The organism is Vibrio limimangrovi, from assembly GCF_054064025.1.
In genome coordinates, this window is the sequence record NZ_JBSUGF010000011.1 from 185,825 (window position 1) to 209,056 (window position 23,232).

Annotated in this window: 15 protein-coding genes and 1 other annotated feature (1 of these 16 running past the window's edge); of the genes, 5 read left to right on the plus strand and 10 right to left on the minus strand. The window is 45.6% G+C overall.

The window, feature by feature from the left end; all coding sequences use genetic code 11:
• Window positions 1-25: 25 nt before the first annotated feature.
• The 8 genes from btuF to gltB (ACWYU8_RS16255) form a co-directional block, all read right to left on the minus strand.
• Window positions 26-850 (minus strand): vitamin B12 ABC transporter substrate-binding protein BtuF, encoded by an 825-nt coding sequence (gene btuF / locus ACWYU8_RS16220; protein ID WP_457520858.1) that lies wholly within the window; start codon window positions 848-850, stop codon window positions 26-28.
• Window positions 850-1,803 carry a cobalamin biosynthesis family protein gene (locus ACWYU8_RS16225; RefSeq protein ID WP_457520780.1) on the minus strand — a complete coding sequence of 318 codons (954 nt, stop codon included), beginning with the start codon at window positions 1,801-1,803 and terminating at the stop codon, window positions 850-852. Before ACWYU8_RS16225 ends, btuF begins: the two co-directional genes overlap by 1 nt.
• A gap of 43 nt (window positions 1,804-1,846) precedes the next feature.
• The gene (mtnN, locus tag ACWYU8_RS16230; protein ID WP_457520781.1) at window positions 1,847-2,542 is read right to left on the minus strand and encodes a 5'-methylthioadenosine/S-adenosylhomocysteine nucleosidase; all 696 of its coding nucleotides are present in this window, start codon (window positions 2,540-2,542) and stop codon (window positions 1,847-1,849) included.
• Window positions 2,543-2,605: 63 nt separating this feature from the next.
• Entirely contained in the window at window positions 2,606-3,034 is a 429-nt protein-coding gene (locus ACWYU8_RS16235; RefSeq protein ID WP_457520782.1) for a DUF1499 domain-containing protein, read from the minus strand.
• A 115-nt stretch (window positions 3,035-3,149) separates the two neighbouring features.
• Complete coding sequence (locus tag ACWYU8_RS16240) at window positions 3,150-4,562, minus strand: FAD-dependent oxidoreductase (RefSeq protein ID WP_457520783.1); 1,413 nt, start codon at window positions 4,560-4,562, stop codon at window positions 3,150-3,152.
• 21 nt (window positions 4,563-4,583) lie between these two features.
• Window positions 4,584-9,047 (minus strand): glutamate synthase large subunit, encoded by a 4,464-nt coding sequence (gene gltB / locus ACWYU8_RS16245; protein WP_457520784.1) that lies wholly within the window; start codon window positions 9,045-9,047, stop codon window positions 4,584-4,586.
• Window positions 9,048-9,501: 454 nt separating this feature from the next.
• Window positions 9,502-10,971: a glutamate synthase subunit beta gene (locus tag ACWYU8_RS16250; RefSeq protein ID WP_457520785.1), complete on the minus strand. Its 1,470-nt coding sequence runs from the start codon at window positions 10,969-10,971 to the stop codon at window positions 9,502-9,504.
• Window positions 10,971-15,509 carry a glutamate synthase large subunit gene (gene gltB, locus ACWYU8_RS16255; RefSeq protein WP_457520786.1) on the minus strand — a complete coding sequence of 1,513 codons (4,539 nt, stop codon included), beginning with the start codon at window positions 15,507-15,509 and terminating at the stop codon, window positions 10,971-10,973. The genes ACWYU8_RS16250 and gltB (ACWYU8_RS16255) overlap by 1 nt, the downstream gene beginning before the upstream one ends.
• 555 nt (window positions 15,510-16,064) lie before the next feature.
• On the opposite strand from gltB (ACWYU8_RS16255), the gene ACWYU8_RS16260 reads away from it, so the two are divergent.
• From ACWYU8_RS16260 to ACWYU8_RS16270, 3 genes are all read left to right on the plus strand, one after another.
• On the plus strand, window positions 16,065-17,006 hold the full coding sequence (locus ACWYU8_RS16260; protein WP_457520787.1) for a TIGR01212 family radical SAM protein: 942 nt from the start codon (window positions 16,065-16,067) through the stop codon (window positions 17,004-17,006).
• A gap of 354 nt (window positions 17,007-17,360) precedes the next feature.
• A complete protein-coding gene (gene arcB / locus ACWYU8_RS16265) occupies window positions 17,361-19,718 on the plus strand; it encodes an aerobic respiration two-component sensor histidine kinase ArcB (protein WP_457520788.1) in 2,358 nt (785 codons plus the stop codon).
• Window position 19,719: 1 nt separating this feature from the next.
• On the plus strand, window positions 19,720-20,169 hold the full coding sequence (locus ACWYU8_RS16270) for a hypothetical protein (RefSeq protein WP_457520789.1): 450 nt from the start codon (window positions 19,720-19,722) through the stop codon (window positions 20,167-20,169).
• A gap of 83 nt (window positions 20,170-20,252) precedes the next feature.
• Here the strand turns inward: ACWYU8_RS16270 and arcA are convergent, their stop codons facing one another.
• A complete protein-coding gene (gene arcA / locus ACWYU8_RS16275) occupies window positions 20,253-20,969 on the minus strand; it encodes a two-component system response regulator ArcA (protein WP_457520790.1) in 717 nt (238 codons plus the stop codon).
• A 356-nt stretch (window positions 20,970-21,325) separates the two neighbouring features.
• Between arcA and ACWYU8_RS16280 the strand changes: the two genes are divergently transcribed.
• Entirely contained in the window at window positions 21,326-21,733 is a 408-nt protein-coding gene (locus tag ACWYU8_RS16280; RefSeq protein ID WP_457520791.1) for a DUF3293 domain-containing protein, read from the plus strand.
• Between the two features lie 53 nt (window positions 21,734-21,786).
• On the plus strand, window positions 21,787-22,269 hold the full coding sequence (locus tag ACWYU8_RS16285; protein WP_457520792.1) for a putative 4-hydroxy-4-methyl-2-oxoglutarate aldolase: 483 nt from the start codon (window positions 21,787-21,789) through the stop codon (window positions 22,267-22,269).
• 9 nt (window positions 22,270-22,278) lie between these two features.
• Here ACWYU8_RS16285 and ACWYU8_RS16290 read toward each other — a convergent pair whose 3' ends face one another.
• The gene (locus ACWYU8_RS16290; protein WP_457520793.1) at window positions 22,279-22,749 is read right to left on the minus strand and encodes a ribonuclease regulator; all 471 of its coding nucleotides are present in this window, start codon (window positions 22,747-22,749) and stop codon (window positions 22,279-22,281) included.
• A gap of 439 nt (window positions 22,750-23,188) precedes the next feature.
• Window positions 23,189-23,232 (plus strand) — a sequence feature (Thr leader region) (it continues 77 nt past the right edge of the window).

Consider the following 23,232-nt stretch of genomic DNA (forward strand, 5'->3'; position numbering starts at 1 on the left):
TTGTACGGTATTTACCACGAAAACGTTAGCGTTTTTGACGAACGCTTTCAAAGTGTTCACACACTTGTGTGATGGCGTTCAGTGTTCTTGGTGTTGGACGATTTATCCAGTCTGCATTCAGTGACCAAATATGGCCATTCTTTAAAGCCGGAAGTTCATTCTTCCATTCGGACCACATGCCGTCGTTGCTCATCGCATGGCGAGAAGTAAAGATGACCTCTGGCTGACGAGTAATGACTTGTTCGATGCTGACTTGAGGGTAGGGCGAGCCCGAATCGGTAAAAATATTCTCGCCGCCACAAAAAGTAAAAACTTCGCTTGGCCAGTTTTTACCTGCAACGGTAATGATGGGCTTTTCACTGAGCTGATAAAAATAGCGGACTTTATTCTCTGTGTTGTACTTCTGTTTAAGCGCTGTTAGCTGAGATCTAAAATTGTCAGCGGCTTTTTGACCGACTTGTGGATTCTCACTGTATTGACTCAGTTGTTCTATGTTGTTGGCAATATCTTGCAATGATCCTGTAGAGGAGTAGTAAATCGGGATGTCAAACTGCTTGAGTTTTTCAAGCTCTTTGGCTGGGTTTCCCGCAGGCCAGGCAATCACTAAATCCGGCTGAAGTGCAATGATGCGTTCGAGTTTTATTCCCTGATAATTGGAGACTTTTTCGAGTGTATTGACTTGTGCCGGATAATCGCTCATCTCACTGACTGCGATGAGCTTGTTTCCAAGACCTGCCGCATAGGCGAGTTCTGTTGCATGTGGTGCTAAGCTGATGACCCGTTGAGCTGGCTCATTAGCCAAGACTATAGATGAGAAGAACAGTGAAAGAGACAGGGCGATTTTATACATCATAATCCTTGGTAAATCAGTCCGAGAAGAAGGCTTTGGATAACAATCCAGACAAAGATACGCCAAACCAATAGCGTTTGAATTTGAGCAAGATGAATCGCAGCAGGTGCAATACGTCCACCAATTTTTGCCCGTTCAGTTCGTATACCTTGGTAGAGTGCGGGTCCGCCTAATGAGAGCTGTAACTTGTGTCCAACACAACTTAGCAACCACGCTGGTCCCGGTAATGGCCAGGATTTTGATTGTTGCTTCATACCGTTAAGGACGTTGGATAGATTCTTGCCTGCAGCAATAAAAATTGCAAACAAGCGTAGCGGAATGACGTCGAGCGCAGCGAGTAGTTGAATCACAGGTTTGCCAAATGGATAATATTGCCTGCGGCTTGGTGACCAGGTACGTGCGAGTTCGGCGATGAGCCGGTAAATGAAAGCCCCGATACCACCCGTAATCGCATACCAAAACAGCACACAAACGACATTTCGTCCGTATCCCATTATGATGGTTTCCGCGCCCGCTTTTCCTATCCCTAACAGAGAAAGGCTGTTTGTATCACGGTTGAGGTACGGTTTTAATCGTTGGCGACATAAAGGTTTGTCCTCATTGGACATAGCGCTAAAGAGCTGTTTGGTTAACCTTTCACTACTTCGCCAATTTAAAGCGAGCAGCAATAATGCTAACTCGTATAGTGGCGCTTTCCATACCAGGGGCTTTAACGCCATCAATAACACCAAACAAGGCAATATCATGAGGAGGATAGAGAGGCTGCCTGCCAGTATGCTTTGCGAATAACTATGGTGTCTATTTACTTTAGTTGCCAGTTGCTCTGCTATTTTTCGCCACAAAGTGAAAGGATGAGCGGAATGAGGGATAGGTAAAACGAGATGAAACAACAGTGCGCCCCACATGACAAGGAGCGCACCATTGGCATAAAATTGCTGAAAAATTTCTTCCATGAATGGCGTTGTTTCACCAGCTCAAATTATTTTACTGTTCTATTTATTTAGCCAATTCAAGCATTTTGAATACCATTTCCGACGAGCTTTTCGCGGCTAGTGGTAAAAACTCTTCGAAGCTCATTGGCGATTCTTTGTCGGCTACATCAGAAATTGCGCGTACAACCACAAATGGTGTGTTGAACTGATGACAAGTCTGAGCAATTGCCGACGCTTCCATCTCTACCGCGATGACCGATGGGAAGTGCTGGCGGATAAACGCCTGACGTTCCGCTGTGCATACGAAAGCATCACCAGTACAGATAAGACCGCGTACCGCGTGTTTGTTTTCCATCTGTGCCAATGCTTTTTCCGCTAGTTCCATCAACTTTTCATCCGCTTTAAATGCCGCAGGTTGGTCTGCCATTTGGCCCATTTCGTAGCCGAATGCGGTTACATCAGCGTCGTGGTGACGAACTTCCGTTGAGATAACCACATCACCCAGATTCAGGCTTGAGTCGAAACCACCTGCAGATCCTGTGTTGATCACAACATCTGGTTGGTATTCATCAAGAAGAATGGTCGTACCAATAGCCGCAGCAACTTTACCGATCCCCGACTGAAGTAGTACGACTTCTACACCGTTAATTTGACCAGCGAAAAACGTACAACCTGCTTTGCTTACCGTCTGGCAGTTTGTCATTGCTTCTTTCAGGATGGTCACTTCTTGTTCCATCGCACCGATGATACCAACTTTCATAACACTCTCTTTGGGTAAAAAATTTAATCGGGCGAGAGTATAACACTCCCCATCGCCAGTTTTCTATTTGATGAGCTCTGCAGCCGAAAGTTCTTTTCGTAATTGTTCAGCTCGCTTTCTGTTGACGCCGAAATCGGAGTATCCAATACGAGACTCCGAGCGAACGATAAGCTTGTCTTCACTGATTTTGAGCTCGAGATCATCCACAAATCTCATGATTTTGGAGGTGCATTCGATGCGCAGGTAATCGCTTTCTTTTACCGCAGTTTTTGCGCCTGGCAGGTTGAGAGCGACCTGTTCTATGGCATCGAGTGTTGCTGACTTAGTCAGCTGGAATGGTTCAAGATAGTGCTCTTCGCGTAAGTCCTGCGTGGAAACGCAGTTTGGTTTATTCCCACATGGTGTTTGAGAGCGATCGGTCATGGTTGATACTCCTTGGCTGCACGCGGTTAAGCCGATAAAGGTGATGGTAAGAAAAGCGATTCTGTTCATGATTTTGATTCCTTGTGGGAGGAATTTACTACGATTAGTATTGGGTAATTATATGTAATAAAAGAAAAAAGGACCCTAATTTAGGATCCTTTTTGAGACGTGTCGCGGTGTAATGTTAGACTTCGAGGAAGTCGAGGATACCTTCTGCCGCTTTTCGACCTTCATCGATCGCGGTGACCACTAAGTCAGAGCCACGCACGGCATCACCGCCAGCAAAGATTTTTTCATTACTGGTTTGATACTGGAACGATTGATCGAGTGGTGCTTTGATTCGGCCCCACTGGTCCAGATCCACATTGAAAGGGGTTAACCAGTCCATTTGATGAGGTTGAAAACCAAATGCCATGATCACCGCATCTGCTGGTAATACATGTTCGCTTCCTTCCACTGGCTCTGGGCGACGTCGGCCGGCTTCATCTGGTTCACCCAGTGCCGTTTTTACCACTTTCACGCCAGATACTTTCCCAGACGCATCGACTTCAAGGCTTAGAGGCTGAAGGTTAAACATGAATTTCACGCCTTCTTCCTTCGCATTTTTCACTTCTCGACGTGAACCTGGCATGTTGGCTTCGTCACGACGATAGGCACAAACGACGCTGGATGCACCCTGACGGATAGAGGTACGAACACAGTCCATCGCGGTATCACCACCGCCGAGTACGACCACTTTCTTACCTGCCATATCGATGTATGGGTCGCTGGCTTTAAGATCCATCACCTTGTAAGTGTTAGAAATCAAAAACGGCAGAGCGTCATATACACCCGGAGCATCTTCATTTTCCAAACCCGCACGCATGTATTTGTAGGTACCAACGCCAAGGAAAACAGCATCATACTCATCAAGAAGCTCTTGCATTTGAACATCTTGACCAACTTCCACGTTCATACGGAACTCTACGCCCATCTCAGTAAAGATGCGGCGACGATTTTCCATTACCCCTTTTTCCAGTTTGAATGAAGGGATACCAAATGTCAGTAGCCCGCCAATCTCAGGGTAACGGTCAAATACTACAGGTTTTACGCCGTTACGGACCAGGATGTCCGCTGCAGCCAAACCCGCAGGTCCGGCACCGATGATGGCCACTTTTTTGTCTGTCCATTCAACTTTGGACATGTCTGGTTTCCAGCCCATTTCAAACGCTTTATCGGTGATGTATTTTTCGATGTTACCAATGGTGACAGCACCAAAGTCATCGTTAAGCGTGCATGACCCTTCACATAAGCGATCTTGTGGGCAAACGCGGCCACACACTTCCGGTAAGCTATTGGTTTGATGACACAAGTCTGCGGCTTCCAGAATGCGCCCCTCATTGGCCAGTTTTAGCCATTGAGGGATGTAGTTGTGCACCGGGCACTTCCATTCACAATATGGGTTACCACAGTCTAAGCAGCGGTCTGCTTGTGCCGTTGCCTGTTGCTTGGTGAATGGCTCATAAATTTCAACAAACTCAATCTTACGAATTTTAATTGGCTTTTTTGCAGGATCTACGCGTTGAACATCGATAAATTGATAAACGTTCTGGCTCATGATTCAAACATCCTCCATGATTTATTGGGCTTGAACGCGCAGTTCAGCAGCGCTACGACTTTGGTGACCAAGCAGGGTACTTAAATCCGCAGCTTGAGGTTTCACCAAGTAGAACTTCGGAATCCACTCATCGAAGTTCGCCAAAATACGTTCTGCGTGACGAGAGCCTGTTTCTTCTAAATGCTCTGCAATCAGACCGCGAAGGTGTTCCTGATGTATGTATAGATCAGACAGTGAAATCGCCTCAACCGATTCATCGTTCACTCGACCTTTGAAGCTTTGGTTTTCATCCAGTACGTAGGCAAAACCACCTGTCATACCTGCGCCAAAGTTCACGCCAGTCGCGCCAAGAATTGCAACGATACCGCCTGTCATGTATTCACAAGCGTTATCGCCCGCACCTTCAATAACAGCGATAGTGCCTGAATTACGAACACCAAAACGTTCACCAGCTTTACCTGCCGCAAACAGTTTGCCGCCAGTTGCACCATACAAACAGGTGTTACCAATGATGGTTGCTTCGTTACATTTGAAAGCCGTACCTAGGTGAGGCTTGATGACTATCTTACCGCCTGCCATGCCCTTACCGACGTAGTCGTTGGCATCGCCAGTCAGGTAGAGGTCTACACCACCTGCGTTCCACACGCCGAATGACTGACCAGCCGTACCATCTAAATGGATCTTAATGGGTGTTGCTGCCATTCCTTGGTTGCCATAGCGTTTAGCTATTTCACCTGATAATCGAGCACCCACCGAGCGATCAGTGTTAATCACGTTGTAATAGAAGCTGGCGCTGCGTCCTTCCTCTACAGCATGAATCGCATCGTCAACAATTTTCTGGTTTAACGCAGCTTTATCAAACGGCGCATTTGGTTCTGTCCAGAATAACGGATGTCCTTCAGGAGAAATCGGTGCTTCTAAAATATTAGACAGATCCAGCTTGGTTTGTTTTGCCGTGAAACCTTCGACTCTTTCAAGAAGATCGGTACGACCAATCAGATCGGTCAGCTTTTCAACCCCAAGCTCTGCAAGTAAGCCGCGCACCTCTTCTGCAATGCCTGTGAAATAGTTAATCACCATTTCAGGCAAGCCCTTGAAGTACTCTTTACGCAGAGTTTCGTCTTGGGTTGCTACGCCAGTCGCACAGTTGTTTAAGTGACAGATACGTAAGAATTTACAGCCCATTGCGACCATAGGTGCGGTACCAAAACCAAAGCTTTCAGCACCTAAAATAGCACCTTTGACCACATCTAAGCCCGTTTTCAGACCGCCATCGACCTGTAGACGGATCTTATGACGCAGGCCATTAGCAACCAGAGCTTGCTGAGTTTCTGCTAAGCCGAGTTCCCAAGGGCTACCCGCGTATTTCACTGATGTCAGCGGACTTGCAGCCGTACCACCGTCATAACCTGAAATGGTGATAAGGTCAGCATAGGCTTTGGCTACGCCAGTGGCGATGGTGCCAACACCCGGCTCTGATACGAGTTTCACCGAAACCAGTGCTTTCGGGTTGACTTGTTTCAGGTCGAAGATCAGCTGCGCCAAATCCTCAATCGAGTAAATATCGTGGTGAGGAGGAGGGGAGATCAAGGTAACCCCTTGCACTGAATAACGCAGTTTAGCGATTTCAGCCGTTACTTTATGGCCTGGAAGCTGACCACCTTCACCTGGTTTTGCCCCCTGAGCTACTTTGATTTGCAACACGTCAGCATTAATCAAGTAATGCGGCGTTACGCCAAATCGACCTGATGCGATCTGTTTGATGCGCGAGTTACGCTCAGTACCAAAACGGCGTGGATCTTCACCACCCTCGCCAGAGTTAGAGTAGCCGCCAAGACGGTTCATCGCCGTTGCGAGCGCTTCATGTGCTTCAGGGCTTAATGCGCCGATAGACATGGCCGCAGAGTCGAATCGTTTAAACAGGTCGACTCTTGGCTCAACTTTTTCGAGTGGTAACGGTTTGTCGGACTTTTTCAATGTCATCAAATCACGCAGCATGGCAACCGGACGTTGGTTTACTTGCTTAGCGTAAGTTTGATAATCCTTGATATCACCGGATTTAACTGCTGTTTGTAGCGTGCCTACCACATCTGGGTTGTAAGCATGGTATTCGCCACCGTGTACGTATTTCAGTAAGCCACCATGGTCGATCGATTTACGTTTTGCCCAGGCTTTACGCGAAAGGTTAGTCAGATCTTGTTGGAAGTCCTCAAAGTTCGCACCTGCAATTCGAGTGGTAACCCCTTTAAAGCAAAGGTCAACGACTTGCTGACTTAAACCGACCGCTTCAAATAGCTGTGAACAGCGGTATGAAGCTATGGTCGAGATACCCATTTTCGACATGATCTTGTACAGGCCTTTATTGATGCCGTACTGGTAGTTTTGCATCACGTCACGGTATTCTTTATTCAGTACACCGTCATCGACCATTTTACCCAGCGTTTCATACGCTAAATATGGATAAATCGCTGTCGCGCCAAAACCAAGTAATACTGCAAACTGGTGTGGGTCACGTGCCGTTGCCGTTTCTACGACGATGTTTGCATCACAGCGTAGATTGGCCTCGGCAAGACGAGTTTGCACCGCGCCTACCGCCATTGCTGCCGGTATTGGAATTCTACCTTTGACCAACGCGCGATCGGATAGCACAACCAGCACCGTACCTTCGCGGACCACCTGTTCTGCTTGAGCACATAAGAAGTTGATGGCTTCCTCAAGATTTCTTTCTTGCGGGTCGTAGTTGATATCGAGAATCGTATTGCGATAGTGATCGTCACTCAATCCAAGTAGCTGCTGCATATCAGAATAGAGCAGAACTGGTGAATCGAATGTCACACGGTGCGCGTGTCCGTCCGTTTCACAGAAGACGTTCATCTCCTGACCGATACTGGTTGCCAGCGACATCACGTGTTTTTCACGCAGTGGGTCGATTGGCGGGTTAGTGACCTGAGCAAATTTCTGACGGAAGTAGTCGGTGACCAAGCGCTCTTTTGAAGAAAGCACGGCCATTGGGGTATCGTCACCCATAGAACCGACGGCTTCTTGTGCCATTTCACCGAGTACACGCAGTACTTGATCGATCTCTTCGTTGTTCATGGCGAACTGCTTTTGATAAGTCTTAAGCAAGTCTTCATCGAAGCTACGTTCACCAACCTGATCTTCCGGTAGTTCTGAGAACGGCGTTAATTTACGCACGTTGTTTTCCATCCACTCGCGGTATGGGTGGCGGCTCTTCAGATCATTATCAATTTCGCTCGACTGCCATAATTTACCTTTTCGGGTATCGACAACCAGCAGCTCGCCCGGGCCAACGCGGCCTTTTTGCGCCACTTCATCGGGGGCGTAATCCCAAATACCGATCTCAGATGCAAGCGTGATCAACTTGTCTTTAGTGATCACATAGCGTGCCGGACGCAAGCCATTACGGTCTAGGTTACATGCTGCATATCGACCATCTGAGAGAACGATGCCAGCTGGGCCGTCCCATGGTTCCATGTGCTTAGAGTTGAAGTCATAAAAAGCACGCAAGTCCTTATCCATATCTGGGTGGTTTTGCCATGCTGGCGGAACAAGCATACGCATAGCACGGAAGATATCCATACCGCCGGCAAGGAACAGATCCAGCATATTATCCAGGCTTGAAGAGTCCGACCCAGTTTCATTAACGAATGGCGCAGCGGTTTGCAGGTCCGGTAACAGTGGAGACGAGAACTTATACGCGCGAGCACGAGCCCATTGACGGTTACCTTCGATGGTATTGATCTCACCATTATGTGCCAGATAGCGGAATGGTTGGGCAAGTGGCCAGCGAGGCTGAGTGTTTGTAGAAAAGCGCTGGTGGAACAGACAAATAGCAGACTCCATACGTAGATCGGCAAGATCAAGATAGAATCGTGGTAAGTCGGCAGGCATACAAAGCCCTTTATACACCAACACTTGAGTCGATAAGCTACAGATATAGAAATCTGGATCTTCCGTGATCTGCTTTTCGATGCGGCGACGTGCTATATATAGACGGCGCTCAATATCTCGTTCACGCCATCCAGCTGGCGCAGAGATAAATACTTGCTGAATATGTGGCACAGAGTGAAGGGCGATTGGGCCCAGCACTTCAGAATTTGTTGGCACTTCGCGCCAGCCTGCTATGGTTAACGTTTCTTGAGCAAGTTCTTTGTTAACGATTTCTCGGGCTTGGTGAGCTTTGATAGGATCTTGACTAAAGAAAATCATCCCCACGGCATATTGCTTACCAAGGTTAAAACCATTCTCTTGAGCGACCAGACGTAAATAGGAATCGGGCTTTTGTAACAGAAGACCACAACCATCACCCGTTTTACCATCGGCAGCGATACCACCACGGTGGGTCATACGGTCAAGTGCAGAAATTGCTGTACGAACCAGCTTGTGACTTTGTTCGCCTTCCATATGAGCGATCAAGCCAAATCCACAGTTGTCTTTCTCAAGACTTGGATCATAAAGAGCCATTGCAATTCTCCCTTTGCTTATCTGTCATCCCGACAGATACATCAACACTGCTTATGCTGACAATGATGACTAACTATGCGTCATTTTTGTTATTTTATGTATTTTTATTCAAAAAATTATATGAAATATTTAACAATTTATAGCTGTTTAATTTTCATCAACTTCACAAGCTATAGCTTATTGTAAAAAAGGTCAAGTTATTAGTGGATCATCACGTAAATATCAGATTATCCATTTAATTGTCTGAAATTATTTAATGATTTCAGTTAGATAGAAAATGGATTATTACAAGGAAATAACATTTGATGCTGTATTGAAGAAAAAAGACCAGCATAAAATGCTGGTCAAAAAGAAAAGATTGGAAGGAATTATTTTCTTTCTTCGTCAACAGCCAACAATATAACTGATGGCTGAAAAATGACTCCGAAAGAGGGGGAGTGTGTCTCCCCCTTTATTATGCAGAAAGCATTAGCGAATCTGCTTTTGCTTCAAGGTGAGTTCCACCCATCAGGTATGCATCGACAGCGCGAGCGCACTCACGACCTTCGTTAATACAACGAACGACAAGTGACTGACCAGTACGCATATCACCTGCGGCGAAAACACCTTCTTGGTTAGTCGCAAATCCTTGAGTTGCAACGTTGCCACGATCATCAAGAGCAATGTCTAGTTGTGCTAAAACACCCGTTGGTTCTGGATGTAGGAAGCCCATCGCCAGGAATGCCATATCGCAAGGAATCACTCGCTCACTGCCTTCCACTTCTTTAAAGCTTGGGCGCTCGCCAGGTTTTGCATCTTCCCAGACGATGTCCGCAATACGCAGACCCGTTACTTCACCTTTATCATTACCAATGAACTCTTTAGTAAGGATGTTCCAGTGACGATCCACACCTTCTTCGTGAGACGTAGAAGTACGTAAGATCATTGGATACTGAGGCCAAGGCATATTCGCTGGACGTTTTTCTGGTGGAATCGGCATGATCTCAACCTGAGTCACACTCGCTGCACCATGACGGTTTGATGTACCTACACAGTCAGAACCTGTATCACCACCACCGATAACTACCACATGCTTACCTGCTGCGTGAATTTCTTCAGTTTTCAGGTCCATGTTGTTTGCACGGCGGTTGTTTTGGCCAAGGAACTGCATCGCGAAGTAAACGCCGTTAAGCTCACGTCCCGGAACCGGTAGATCACGAGGAACGGTTGAGCCACCAGTCAGTAGGACAACATCGAACTCCTGACGTAGTTGTTGAGCGTTTACATCAACACCAACGTGTTGGTTCACCTTGAACTCAACGCCTGCTTCTGCCATCAGGTTGATCTTACGATCAATCACTTCCATGCTGAGTTTAAAGTCTGGGATACCAAAACGCAGTAAGCCGCCAACTTTTTCATCACGTTCAAATACCGTCACTGAGTGACCTGCACTGTTCAACTGCTCAGCCGCTGCAAGACCTGCAGGACCAGAACCGATGATAGCAACGGTTTTGCCTGTGCGAGAGCGTGGTGTTTTTGGTTTGGCGTATCCTTCACGGTACGCCGTTTCCACGATGGTTTTCTCAATATTACAAATCGTGATTGGGTCTTGGTTGATACCAAGTACACAAGCGCTTTCACATGGAGCAGGACAAACACGACCCGTAAATTCAGGGAAGTTGTTAGTTGAGCTCAGGATGTTCCACGCTTCTTCCCAGCTGTCACGATAAACCGCATCGTTAAACTCCGGGATGATGTTACCAATCGGGCAGCCGTTATGACAAAACGGCACACCACAATCCATACAGCGAGAAGCCTGAGTATTGATCTTGCTACCAAACTCCTCGTTCAGAACGAACTCTTTGTTGTTCTTGATACGTTCAGCTGGATCGATCTTCTGTGGAAGTTCACGACCATGCTCTAAAAATCCAGTAGGCTTACCCATTACACTGCCTCCGCTTCAGTTTGTTTTTCTTCAGCCTTGCGCTTTTGAAGTACCGCTTTGTAATCGCGCGGCATAACTTTAACCATTGAGGTTAAGCTTGCTTCAAAGTTGTCAAGGAATGACTGAGCCACTTCACTTCCTGTGAATTGAACATGCTTAGTCAGCATATCGAGTAACAGATCTTTATCTTCTTGTTCGATAGGATCCAGGTCAACTAACTCAGGGTTCAGTTTTGACTCAAAGTCGCCTGATTTATCCCATACGTACGCCACACCGCCGCTCATACCAGCAGCAAAGTTACGACCTGTTGAACCTAGGATGATCGCCGCGCCACCAGTCATGTATTCACAACCGTGGTCACCAACGCCCTCTACCACGACTTTCGCGCCAGAGTTACGAACACAGAAACGCTCACCAGCCATACCACGGATGAAGGATTCACCAGAGGTCGCGCCGTAGAAACATACGTTACCTACGATGATGTTGTCTTCTGCAACGATGCTTGAATTCGCATCTGGATACAGTGCCAAAGTACCGCCAGACAGACCTTTACCCCAGTAGTCGTTTGCGTCACCTTCAACTTCGAACGTTACGCCTTTCGCAAGGAATGCACCGAATGACTGACCAGCAGAACCGTTGAATTTGACCTTCATTGGTTTTGGTAGGCCCTGATCTTTGTACACTTTCGAAATTTCATTCGACAACATAGTACCAGCAGAGCGGTCTGTATTGACGATAGGGAACTCAGCATTGACTGCTTCGCCTTTCTCGAGTGCAGGAATTGCTGCTTGGATCAGCTTACGGTCAAGTACCGCTTCAAGGTTGTGATTTTGCTGCGTTTGGTTGTAAACGCCATCCGCTTCACGAGGTTGCTCAATGTGCAGAACAGGAGAAAGATCCAGGTTCTTATATTTCCAGTGAGAAACATCTTGGCGAACACGCAGTTTCTGACCTTGACCAACCATCTCGTCGATAGTACGGAAACCAAGTTCAGCCATAATTTCACGTAGACCCTGAGCCATGTACTGGAAGAAGGTCACAACGTCTTCTACGCGGCCATCAAAGCGTTCACGTAGAGTCTTGTTCTGAGTTGCGATACCAACAGGACAGGTGTTTTTATGACACTTACGCATCATGATACAGCCTTCAACAACTAATGCTGCTGTTGCCACACCCCATTCTTCAGCACCTAGTAACGTTGCGATTGCAAGGTCACGAGGGGTTTTCATCTGACCGTCAGCCTGAACAACGATACGGTTACGCAGACCATTCTTCAGAAGCGTCTGGTGTGTTTCTGCCAAACCTAGTTCCCAAGGAAGACCAGTGTGACGAATTGAAGAAATTGGAGATGCACCTGTACCGCCATCGAAACCAGCGATCAGTACCACGTCTGCTTTTGCTTTCGCTACACCTGATGCGATCGTACCAACGCCTGCTTCAGATACCAGTTTCACGTTTACACGACCCGCACGGTTCGCGTTCTTCAGATCGTAGATTAGCTGAGCCAAATCTTCGATTGAGTAGATATCGTGGTGTGGCGGTGGAGAAATCAAACCCACGCCCGGAGTTGAGTGACGAGTCGCACCGATCCAGTCATCGACTTTATCGCCAGGTAGCTGACCGCCTTCACCTGGTTTCGCACCTTGAGCCATCTTGATTTGAAGCTCTTCTGCGTTAGTCAGGTAGTAAGAAGTTACGCCGAAACGACCTGATGCAACCTGTTTGATTGCTGAGCGTTCCCAGTCGCCGTTTTCTTTACGTTCAAAGCGAATTGGATCCTCACCACCTTCACCTGAGTTGGATTTCGCGCCCAGGCGGTTCATCGCAACAGCCAGTGTTGAGTGTGCTTCGTGAGAGATCGAACCGAATGACATTGCACCGGTAGCAAAGCGTTTCACGATACTTTCTAGTGGCTCAACTTCGTCGATAGAGATAGAACCTGCTGGGTTCTTGATGAACTCCAGTTGGCTACGTAGCGTAACCGCGTTGTCGCCTTGTTTGTCTACCGCGCTCGCGTACTGCTTGAACTGATCGTAGTCTTTGTTACGAGTCGATTGTTGTAGCAGAGAAATCGTTTCTGGGTTGAACAGGTGTTTCTCACCACGTTGTTTCCATTGGTATACACCGCCAACATCCAGCATTTGAATTGGGATTTCACGCTGTGGGTAGCCAATACGGTGACGAACCACCACTTCTTTTGCGATGTCATCCAGAGTCAGACCCTGAATACGAGAAACCGTACCAGTGAAGTACTTGTCTACAACGGATTTGTGGATACCCAGAGCTTCAAAGATCTGTGCGCCGTGGTAAGACTGCAGCGTTGAGATCCCCATCTTAGAGAAGATCTTCAGCAAACCACCGTTGACTGCTTTACGGTAGTTATTGAACAGTTCACTCGGGCTCGATTCTGGATCGAGTTTCTTCGTACGCTGCAGATCAATAATGGTTTCGATAACCAGATACGGGTTAACCGCGTTCGCACCATAACCAAGTAGAGTTGCGAAGTGGTGTGTTTCACGCGCATCACCGGTTTCAACCACGATGTCACACTTAGCACGCAGACCTTTACGGATCAGGTGGTGGTGAACTGCGCCAACCGCCAGCATTGCTGGGATAGCCGCGTGGTTAGAGTTTACTGCACGGTCTGTCAGTAGGATGATTGAGTAGCCGTCGATCACTGCGTCTTCTGCGTATTGGCAGATACGTTTAAGTGCGCGCTCAAGTTTTCCTTTGTCTTCGCTTGCCTGGAATACGATGTCCAGTGTCTTAGCTTGTAAGTGCTCGTTATCGATAGCACGTAGCTTCTCAAGCTCAGAGTTAGCCAGTACTGGAGATTCCAGTTCTACCTTTTGACAGTGAAGAGGTGTTTCTGTCAGTAGGTTTTGGTCTTTACCCAAGTAGGTGTTCAGGGACATAACCATACGCTCACGGATCGGGTCGATCGGCGGGTTAGTTACCTGAGCAAACAGCTGCTTGAAGTAGTTTGATAAATGCTGAGATTGGTGAGACAGCACTGCCAGAGGCCAGTCCGCACCCATTGCAGATAGTGGCTCTTTGCCATCGTTTGCCATTGGAACGATGATTTCGTTCACTTCTTCTGAGCTCACGCCAAATGCTTGTTGGCGATGTAGCAAACGCTCTGGAGATGGTTGGCTAAACTGGTTACTTGCATCTGGCAGTTTTTTAAGGCTGAGCAGGTTATCTTCAACCCATTTATCGTATGGCTGAGAGGTAGCAATGGTATCTTTCACTTCTTCATCAGAAATGATGCGACCTTGCTCTAGATCTGCAACAAAGATACGACCAGGCTGTAGACGACCACGGAACTCAACGTTCTCTGGTGCAATGTCTACTACGCCAGACTCTGACGCCATAACCAGGAAGTTGTCTTTTGTGACTGTGTAGCGCGAAGGACGCAGACCGTTGCGGTCTAGTGTTGCACCTACTTGAACACCATCAGTAAAACATACTGATGCAGGACCATCCCATGGTTCCATAATGTTTGCGTGGTACTGATAAAACGCGCGACGCTTAGGATCCATGTTTTTATTTTCCTGCCATGCTTCAGGAATCATCATCATCAGCGCATGAGGCAGACTACGGCCAGACAGAACCAGCAGTTCCAGTGCCATATCAAAGTTTGCTGAGTCAGACATGCCTTCCTGACAGATAGGCAGCAGCATATCGATTTCAGCCTGAGTAAACAGGTCTGATTCGATGATAGCTTCACGGGCTTTCATCCAGTTCAGGTTACCGCGAACTGTGTTGATTTCACCGTTGTGGGCGATATAGCGGAAAGGCTGAGCCAGACGCCATCTCGGGAATGTATTGGTAGAGAAACGAGAGTGTACCAGTGCCAGTGCAGTCACCATCGTTGGATTCTGCAGATCCAAGAAGTACTGAGGTACCTGTTCTGTCGTCAGCTGGCCTTTATATACCAGAGTCTTGTACGACATAGAGTTGATATAAAACTCGTCTTTGATATTCGATACGCTTTCCAGGCAGACACGTACTGTATAGTTACGCAGAACGTACAGCTTACGTTCCAATTCTTCAGGCGTTACCGCTGGGCCACCAGAGATAAATACGTGTTCGAATTGCGGCTCCGTGCTAAGCGGATCAGCACCAAGCATAGAATTGTCGGTTGGTAGCACGCGGTAACCAATGACTTCAAGATCCAGGCGTTTGGCGTTACGCTCAAGAATGTCACGGCACTGTTCGCGTTTGTATTCGTCTTTAGGGAAAAGAACGACACCAACACCATACTTTTCGAAAGAAGGCAGTTTAATACCTAACTTAACGGCTTCTTCTAATAGAAATTCATGAGGTTTTTGTAGCAAGATACCGGCGCCGTCACCGCTACATGGGTCACAACCTTGACCACCACGGTGTTCCATACGAGCCAGCATATCCAATGCTTGCGTAACTACTTCATGAGATTTACGGTTTTTAAGGTGAGCAACAAAACCGATACCACAAGCATCATGCTCCAGTTCAGGAGTGTAGAGACCCTGTGAATTTTGCTCTCTATCTACCATAGATAAATCCTTCCAGTTCAATGTAGACGCGAAAACTCCAGGCAGACTTTGCCTGCCCAGGCACATTTATTTAGCGTCTTGTCCTTTATATTTATGATTCGCCACTAGTCCAGGTTGACCAGTCTTGATTCCTTTCCGTATCTCGCAGGAAAAGTATTGCGAGAAAAACATTCCTTGGTGATATCTCTTTGTTATTTGCCACTTCTTGGTGACTTATATAGGTAGGATTGAGATAACACCAACAAATCCCATAGTCCGTGTTGTAATCCAAACTACAAAAACGACGGGGTTGCGTAAGTATCCTACAATTTTGTTACTTCAGAATGCAACGAAAAGTCGACTTTGTGACCCATTTTTTTTGTTTAAATATGCACAAAATGTTTAACAATTGCGCAACATGGCCTGTTTTTGTATGTATTTATGCAGGTTTATTGATTTGAATAGGAGTGAGTAATGTTTTAATTGATTAATATTCTGTGTTTTTTCTTGCAAGGATGTAATTTATTTACATAAATCGTAGTGAGATTGATTTCGATTTGCGGCTGGTGGGCATTTATGCAGTTACATGAGTTGGTTAATACTTTGGGTCAGGACCTTCAGCGTCGTTATGGTGAGAAAGTTCATAAATTAACGTTACACGGTGGTTTTAGCTGCCCCAATCGTGATGGCACGATTGGGCGTGGCGGGTGCACATTTTGTAACGTGGCATCGTTTTCGGACGAGGAAGTGCAGATTAAAAGCATCCATGATCAACTAAGCGATCGTGCTGGTGAGATCCAGCGAGCGAAAAAGTATCTCGCCTATTTTCAGGCATACACGAGCACTTATGCTGAAGTACAAGTCCTCAAGAGCATGTATGAGGAGGCATTGAAAGCAGCCGATATCGTTGGATTGTGCGTGGGAACTCGTCCCGACTGTGTTCCAGATGCTGTTTTGGATTTACTGTCTGATTACGTTAAGCAAGGGTATGAAATCTGGCTCGAGCTTGGTTTACAAACCGCCAATAATAAAACGCTAAAGCACATTAACCGAGGTCACGATTTTGAATGTTATGCGGATATCACCAAACGCGCACGCGCACTCGGCATTAAAGTCTGCACGCATTTGATCGTAGGATTACCAAAAGAAACTAGTGAAGATAATGTGGAAACAATGACTAAGGTGCTTGAGGTGGGGACAGATGGCATCAAGTTACATGGTTTGCATATTGTAGAAGGCAGTACGATGGCCAAAGCGTGGCGAGCAGGAAAGCTGGAAGCCCCTGAGCTGGAAGAGTATGTCGCCATTGCCAGTGAATTAATTCGCATGACTCCAGCGGAGGTTGTTTTTCATCGAGTTTCCTCTGCTGCTCGTCGTCCGACGCTGCTTTCCCCGCTCTGGTGTGAAAACCGTTGGCTAGCGATGACAGAAATTGGTCGGGCATTAGATAGAGAGGGGCCCCAAGGGAGTTTAACCGGACGGACTTTTATCTATATTAAACCGGACTTAAAACAATAGTCCCTATTTAACCGTGACGTTACGTTCATCGCCCCAATCCTTTCTTTTTTAATTTGAGCGCGATAGGCATTGATCGTTCCCTTGCCTAATCGCTGCTGTTTTGTCGTCTCAAACTCTCTCTCAACCTTCATTTCGCGCTTCGGCTAGGAATCACTGAAAGATTAACCTAAGTTGTGATCAATGCTTTGTGACCTTTTACTCTAAGTTGAGAGCAAGAAGTTTAAATCAGTAGTTCAAACACGTTAAACTGCTGGTAATTGGTGTTTTTCCATAACTACCCTGATTTTTCTTTAGCACCAAGGTGAATTTCTAATGTTCAGGGATGATATTTAGCTTTGCGCCGTGGAGTCGTGAATGAAACCGATGAAAAATCTTGCTCAGTACTATGTGGACCTGCTGGTTAAACTGGGGATTGTCCGTTTTTCAATTTTGCTGGCACTTGCGCTGGTGGCACTGGCTGTCGTGGTACAGGTCGGTATCACTTTGGCACTAAAAGGTCGAGTTGACGATATTGATATTGTTCGCTCCGTGTTTTTCGGTCTGTTGATTACTCCGTGGGCGGTGTATTTTCTATCTGTGGTTGTTGATCAGCTTGAGGAGTCCCGACAGCGGTTAACTAAATTGGTTTCGAAACTGAAAGACATGCGTTCTCGAGATCAGGAGCTGAATGTCCAGTTACAACTGAATATTGAAAAGCTCAATCAAGAGATCGAAGAGCGGATTAAAGCAGAAGAAGCGCGCGAAGAAGCGATGAAAGATCTGGAGAATGAGGTCTTCCAGCGAGAGCGTACGCAGTTGGAACTTGCTGAACGAACGGCGCTGTTACGATCCTTTATTGATGCTTCGCCAGATTTGATTTACTACCGCAACGCTGATGGAGTGTTTTCGGGTTGTAACCGCGCGATGGAAGAGTTAACTGGTAAGAAAGAGCATCAACTGGTCGGCCTGAGTCCTTGGGATGTTTACAGTAAAGAAATCGCACAGCCCATCGTTGATACGGACCAAAAAGTATTTAGCGATAACCAGGCCATTACTTATGAACAGTGGCTTGAATATCCTGATGGTCGCAAGCACTACTTTGAATTGCGTAAAGTTCCTTTCTACAGTAAAGATGGGCGTCACCTTGGCTTGGTTGGCTTTGGCCGTGATATCACGGAACGCAAACGTCACGAAGAGTCGCTTGAAAAAGCCAGTCGGGATAAAACTACCTTTATTTCAACCATTAGCCATGAACTTCGTACCCCACTTAACGGTATTGTCGGTTTGAGCCGTATGTTACTCGATACTCAACTGACTGAAGAACAACGCAAGTACATGCAAACCATCAACGTCAGTGCGATTACTCTGGGTAATATCTTCAACGATATCATTGATATGGATAAGTTTGACCGCCGTAAGCTTGAACTCCTGCCGGAACCATTAAATTTTGAAGACTTTGTCGCTGAAATAGAGAGTATTTCTGCACTCATGGCGCAGCAAAAAGGGTTGCGTTTTGACTTAGAACGCCTGAGCGATTTGCCGAAAGCGATTGAAGTGGATGCGACCCGTTTGCGTCAGGTGATCTGGAACCTGGTCAGCAACGCCATGAAGTTCACTAAAGAGGGGGGAGTGGTGATGACGGTGAGTGCAGATGTGGAAGATGGTTTCGCGACGATTATTATAGAAGTCGAAGATACCGGCATCGGCATTCCAGAAGAAGAATTGAATAAAATTTTTGCCATGTATTATCAGGTGAAAACCGGTAAAGATAACCTGCATGCGGTTGGTACGGGGATCGGTCTGGCAGTATCCAAGCAGCTTATTAATATGATGGATGGCGATATCACGGTTGCGAGTGAAGAAGGATTTGGTAGTACGTTTACCGTTTCTATTCATGTTCCGGTTGTGACTCTTGAAGAGCCAATTACAGACGCACAACGCGACAGTGTTCATCTAAATATCTTTATGGTTGAAGATATTGAACTCAATGTCACCGTGGCTAAGTCATTGCTGGAAAGTTTAGGGCACTCCGTCACTGTGGCAATGACTGGGCAAGAAGCGTTGGTTAACTTTGTACCAGAGAACTATGATCTGGCGTTACTCGATATCCAGTTGCCAGATATGACCGGTTTTGATGTTGCGAAGTATTATCGAGATCATTATGACAACTTACCGCCTTTAGTCGCGCTGACAGCCAACGTGATGAAAGACAGACGAGAATACCTGGAAAATGGTATGGATGACGCGATTAGTAAACCTTTAGCCGTACACGCTATCCAGTCGGTCATTGATAAATTTTTTGTCCATAAAGTGGGTAAGGTAGAGCCTATTGAGATTGATGAAGTAGAGGAATATCCGGTTCAAACGCCATCTCCGATAATCGAAACACATCTGCTTGACCTCGATATGTTGGAATCCTACATCGATATTGTTGGCACTCATCCTGTTTATGACAGTATCAAAATGTTTGAAGACATGATGCCGGACTATATTGAGGTTCTGGACTCAAACATGACAGCCAAAGACAAGGAAGGTATTGTCTCTGAAGCGCACAAAATAAAAGGTGCGGCAGGCTCAATAGGACTAAAACGTATTCAAAGTGTGGCGCAGAAAGCCCAATCTCCTGATATGCCCGCATGGTGGGAGAATATTTCCGACTGGGTCGAAGAAATTAAAAATGAGTACCAGAATGATATTCAAGTACTAAGAAGTTGGTTAGAGCAAAGGAAATAATATGAATAAACTTGCATCAGTAGTCATAGCTACTGCTTTGCTGACAGGCTGTAGTGCTGTTCCTGAAGTGAATTGGAAACAAGACAGCCAAATAACGATGAATCAGGTTACCATTGAACTAAATAGCCGCCTTTGGATAAATCTGATGCCGACCATTGGTGACACTCAAGAATTTAATCTTCATGGTTCACTCGTGTTAGAAAGTGATCAGGAATTGCCAGCGAATCTGACGGTAGAGGCTCTGATTATAAAACAAGGTGAGAAAGAGTGGGTGGTAGGCGAGGAGTTACTTGAAACTCGAACCAACAGCGAAAGCCAATGGGAAGTAGCCTTTACGTGGCAGAATGAACTTAATACCGAGAAGTGGGTTGATCTGGCGATACTGATTGATGATGCGGGCGAAAAACGCTGGCTGGTAGAAAAGTACGTCAAGATCAATAAGGTATATTAATCTTTTATGTGAAAAGAAAAGGGCTCGCTCAAAATGAGCAAGCCCTAGTATTTAAGGAAATCAACCAGCTTTAAGCGAATCTACTAGTCTTCAAGATCGCCACAGAAGCGGTAACCTTCACCGTGAATTGTCGCAATAATTTCTGGTGTACCAGATACAGATTCAAAGTGCTTACGAATGCGACGAATGGTTACATCTACAGTACGATCGTGTGGCTTAAGCTCACGACCAGTCATCTTCTTAAGAAGATCGGCACGTGTTTGAATCTTACCTGGGTTCTCACAGAAATGCAGCAGAGCACGGAACTCAGAACGAGGCAGTTTGTAGCCATCGCCTGAAGGGCTAACCAGTGAACGACTGTTGATGTCTAGAACCCAACCGTTGAATTCGTATTTCTCTACCGAGCGTTTTTCTTCTTGAACAATGCTGGTGCTCATTGAACGACTTAGTAAGTTACGTGCACGAATCGTCAATTCACGAGGGTTGAAAGGTTTAGTGATGTAATCATCTGCACCAATCTCAAGACCCAGTATCTTATCTACTTCATTGTCACGGCCTGTCAGGAACATCAATGCGATGTCTGCTTGCTCGCGCAATTCACGTGCTAATAGAAGACCATTCTTACCTGGAAGGTTAATATCCATAATGACCAAGTTGATAGAGTTATCAGACAAAACTTGGTGCATCTCTTCACCGTCACTGGCTTCAAAAACAGCGTATCCCTCTGCTTCAAAAATACTCTTAAGAGTGTTACGAGTTACTTGCTCATCTTCAACGATCAGAATCTGCGGGGTTTGCATTGGCGGTACCTAAATTTGTGACAAAATTGTGCTAATAGAATAAATTCTAGGCAAAAATATAACATACAGGTAATGTAATTTTGATAATAAATCAAGTTGATCAAAAAAACACTTCTTTCAGTTATCCGCCCTCCGTGGAGTTTTACCAGTTCACCAAATCCAGTGGTGACTTTTATTCTAAAGGATCTTTACCTTTCCGTCCCTACTGGTAATGTGAGATGAAACGTAAACACCCTTGATATTGGCGGATTTTATATTGTTAACAGCATGCTAACAATGCTCAAATGTTAATTCCATGCACTTTGTTGATTTACATCAATTGATGAAATTTAACTGTTATTAATCATTTAAGAGTTATGATAGAAAAAAGTAATTCGAACATAGACGCATCGTTATGGAATTCTTATTCAAATCCCTACTTCCATTTTGAATCCGAATGGAGTGTTTTGAGCTACGTTTTAATAACTGCTTGGAACCCTTACAGTAATTTGCGGTCAAAAAAAGACAATTGCATAACTAATCAAGAGCTAGTAAAACGATTACAACACACTAACTATGTGCCTGTCACGGTAGGTGATCGTGCCTTTGAATGGTATGAAGAGAGCTTTGCGGTAGATATCACAATAGAGGAAGCGATATCACTGGCCAATGAGTATCAACAGAATGCTATTTACTACGTAACCAGTGGAGAGCTCTATCTCATCGTCTGCTCGAATCCAGAGAATAAACATAAAATTGGTAAGATAAGCGACAGGCTCGTTTAACAGGATACTAATCGTTGGAGCAATGCTCGGGCGAGAAAATTCACGGAGGGAATATGATAGATATAACACCAGATATTTGTGACCAATTTGAAGATAAAGTAACGCAGTTGATGCTGCCATTACAGAACTATGGACAACGCACTGCTTTCTTTGGTGAAATCGTTACAGTGCGATGCTATCACGATAATTCTAAGGTAAGAGAAGTACTTGGACAGGATGGTAAAGGCAAAGTGTTGATTGTGGATGGTCATGGTTCATGTCAAAAAGCTTTGCTAGGTGATCAGCTAGCCATACTTGGTATCGAAAATGGTTGGGAAGGCATCATTGTCTATGGTGCGATACGCGATGTCGCTCAAATGTCACAAATGGACATTGGTGTGCAAGCACTTGGTACAAGCCCATTTAAAACCGAGAAGCGTGGAAATGGTGATGTCAACGTGACCTTAACCATGCACAATCAAATAGTCCAACCGAAACACTATGTGTATGCGGATTGGAACGGGATATTAATCTCAAAAGAAAAGCTCAATTTTTAGAAGCGGAAGTTAGAAGCGGAAGCCTAAACCTACCTCAAAGCCTTGTTGCCAGTCTTGATAATCCAGAGTAGCGTGAATATCTAACTTGTCAGTGATCTTCACACGACTAGACACTTCGGCAGCAAGGCCGTTGTCTTCCTCGCCAATGCCTTCAGTGACTTCACCTTTAAAAGAACGTAAGGTACTTTTTACTGTCACACGATCATTAAAGTGGTAGCTGACGCCGCTTAAAAAGCCGCTTTGGTTTTGAACCGGAGAGTTGTTAACACGAGCACCAACGTAAAGATCGACGGAATCAAATAACTCATATGAGTATCCGCCATCAATATTCCATACATCGAAACTGTCAGATTGGTAACTTTCACTAGAGATAAACAATTTGTGGGGAGAAGTGATGATTTTCCCTGGAAGAGGAGGGAGTTCCGTGGCAAAAGAAATACCGGGCACGACAAAAAGCAACAGAAAAAGCCATTTTTTCATGCTCACCACTCCTTGTGTTCCACGATTTTTATTGGTATGTGCTTAACGCTTCTGACAATTAAAGCATAGAATATGAAAGCTAGCTCATTTATTTTTTGAAATTATCAATACCGATGAATAGTGATCACATTTAGGTTGTAGCAGGGATGTCACAACTGTATTCGTTTATTTGATCTGAGCCTCTTAAACAGAGAGCCTCCAAATCCGTGTGCAACGTTCACTTTTTCGAACAGTGTTACAGATGTTACGGGATATGTAGACAAAAATTATTTAATGTTGAAACAACTGATAATATATATTTATCAGTTAATTACCGCAGAGTTTATCTCTGTGGCGTCTGAAGGTGGACAATTTTTTTGTTGACTATGATTCAGAAACTCGGTAAACGTAGAGCTAAGCAAACACACATATCATTGAATATTGATTTATGACACTTAATAGCCTAGTAGCAATGACCACCACCATTATTATTACCGACATTAC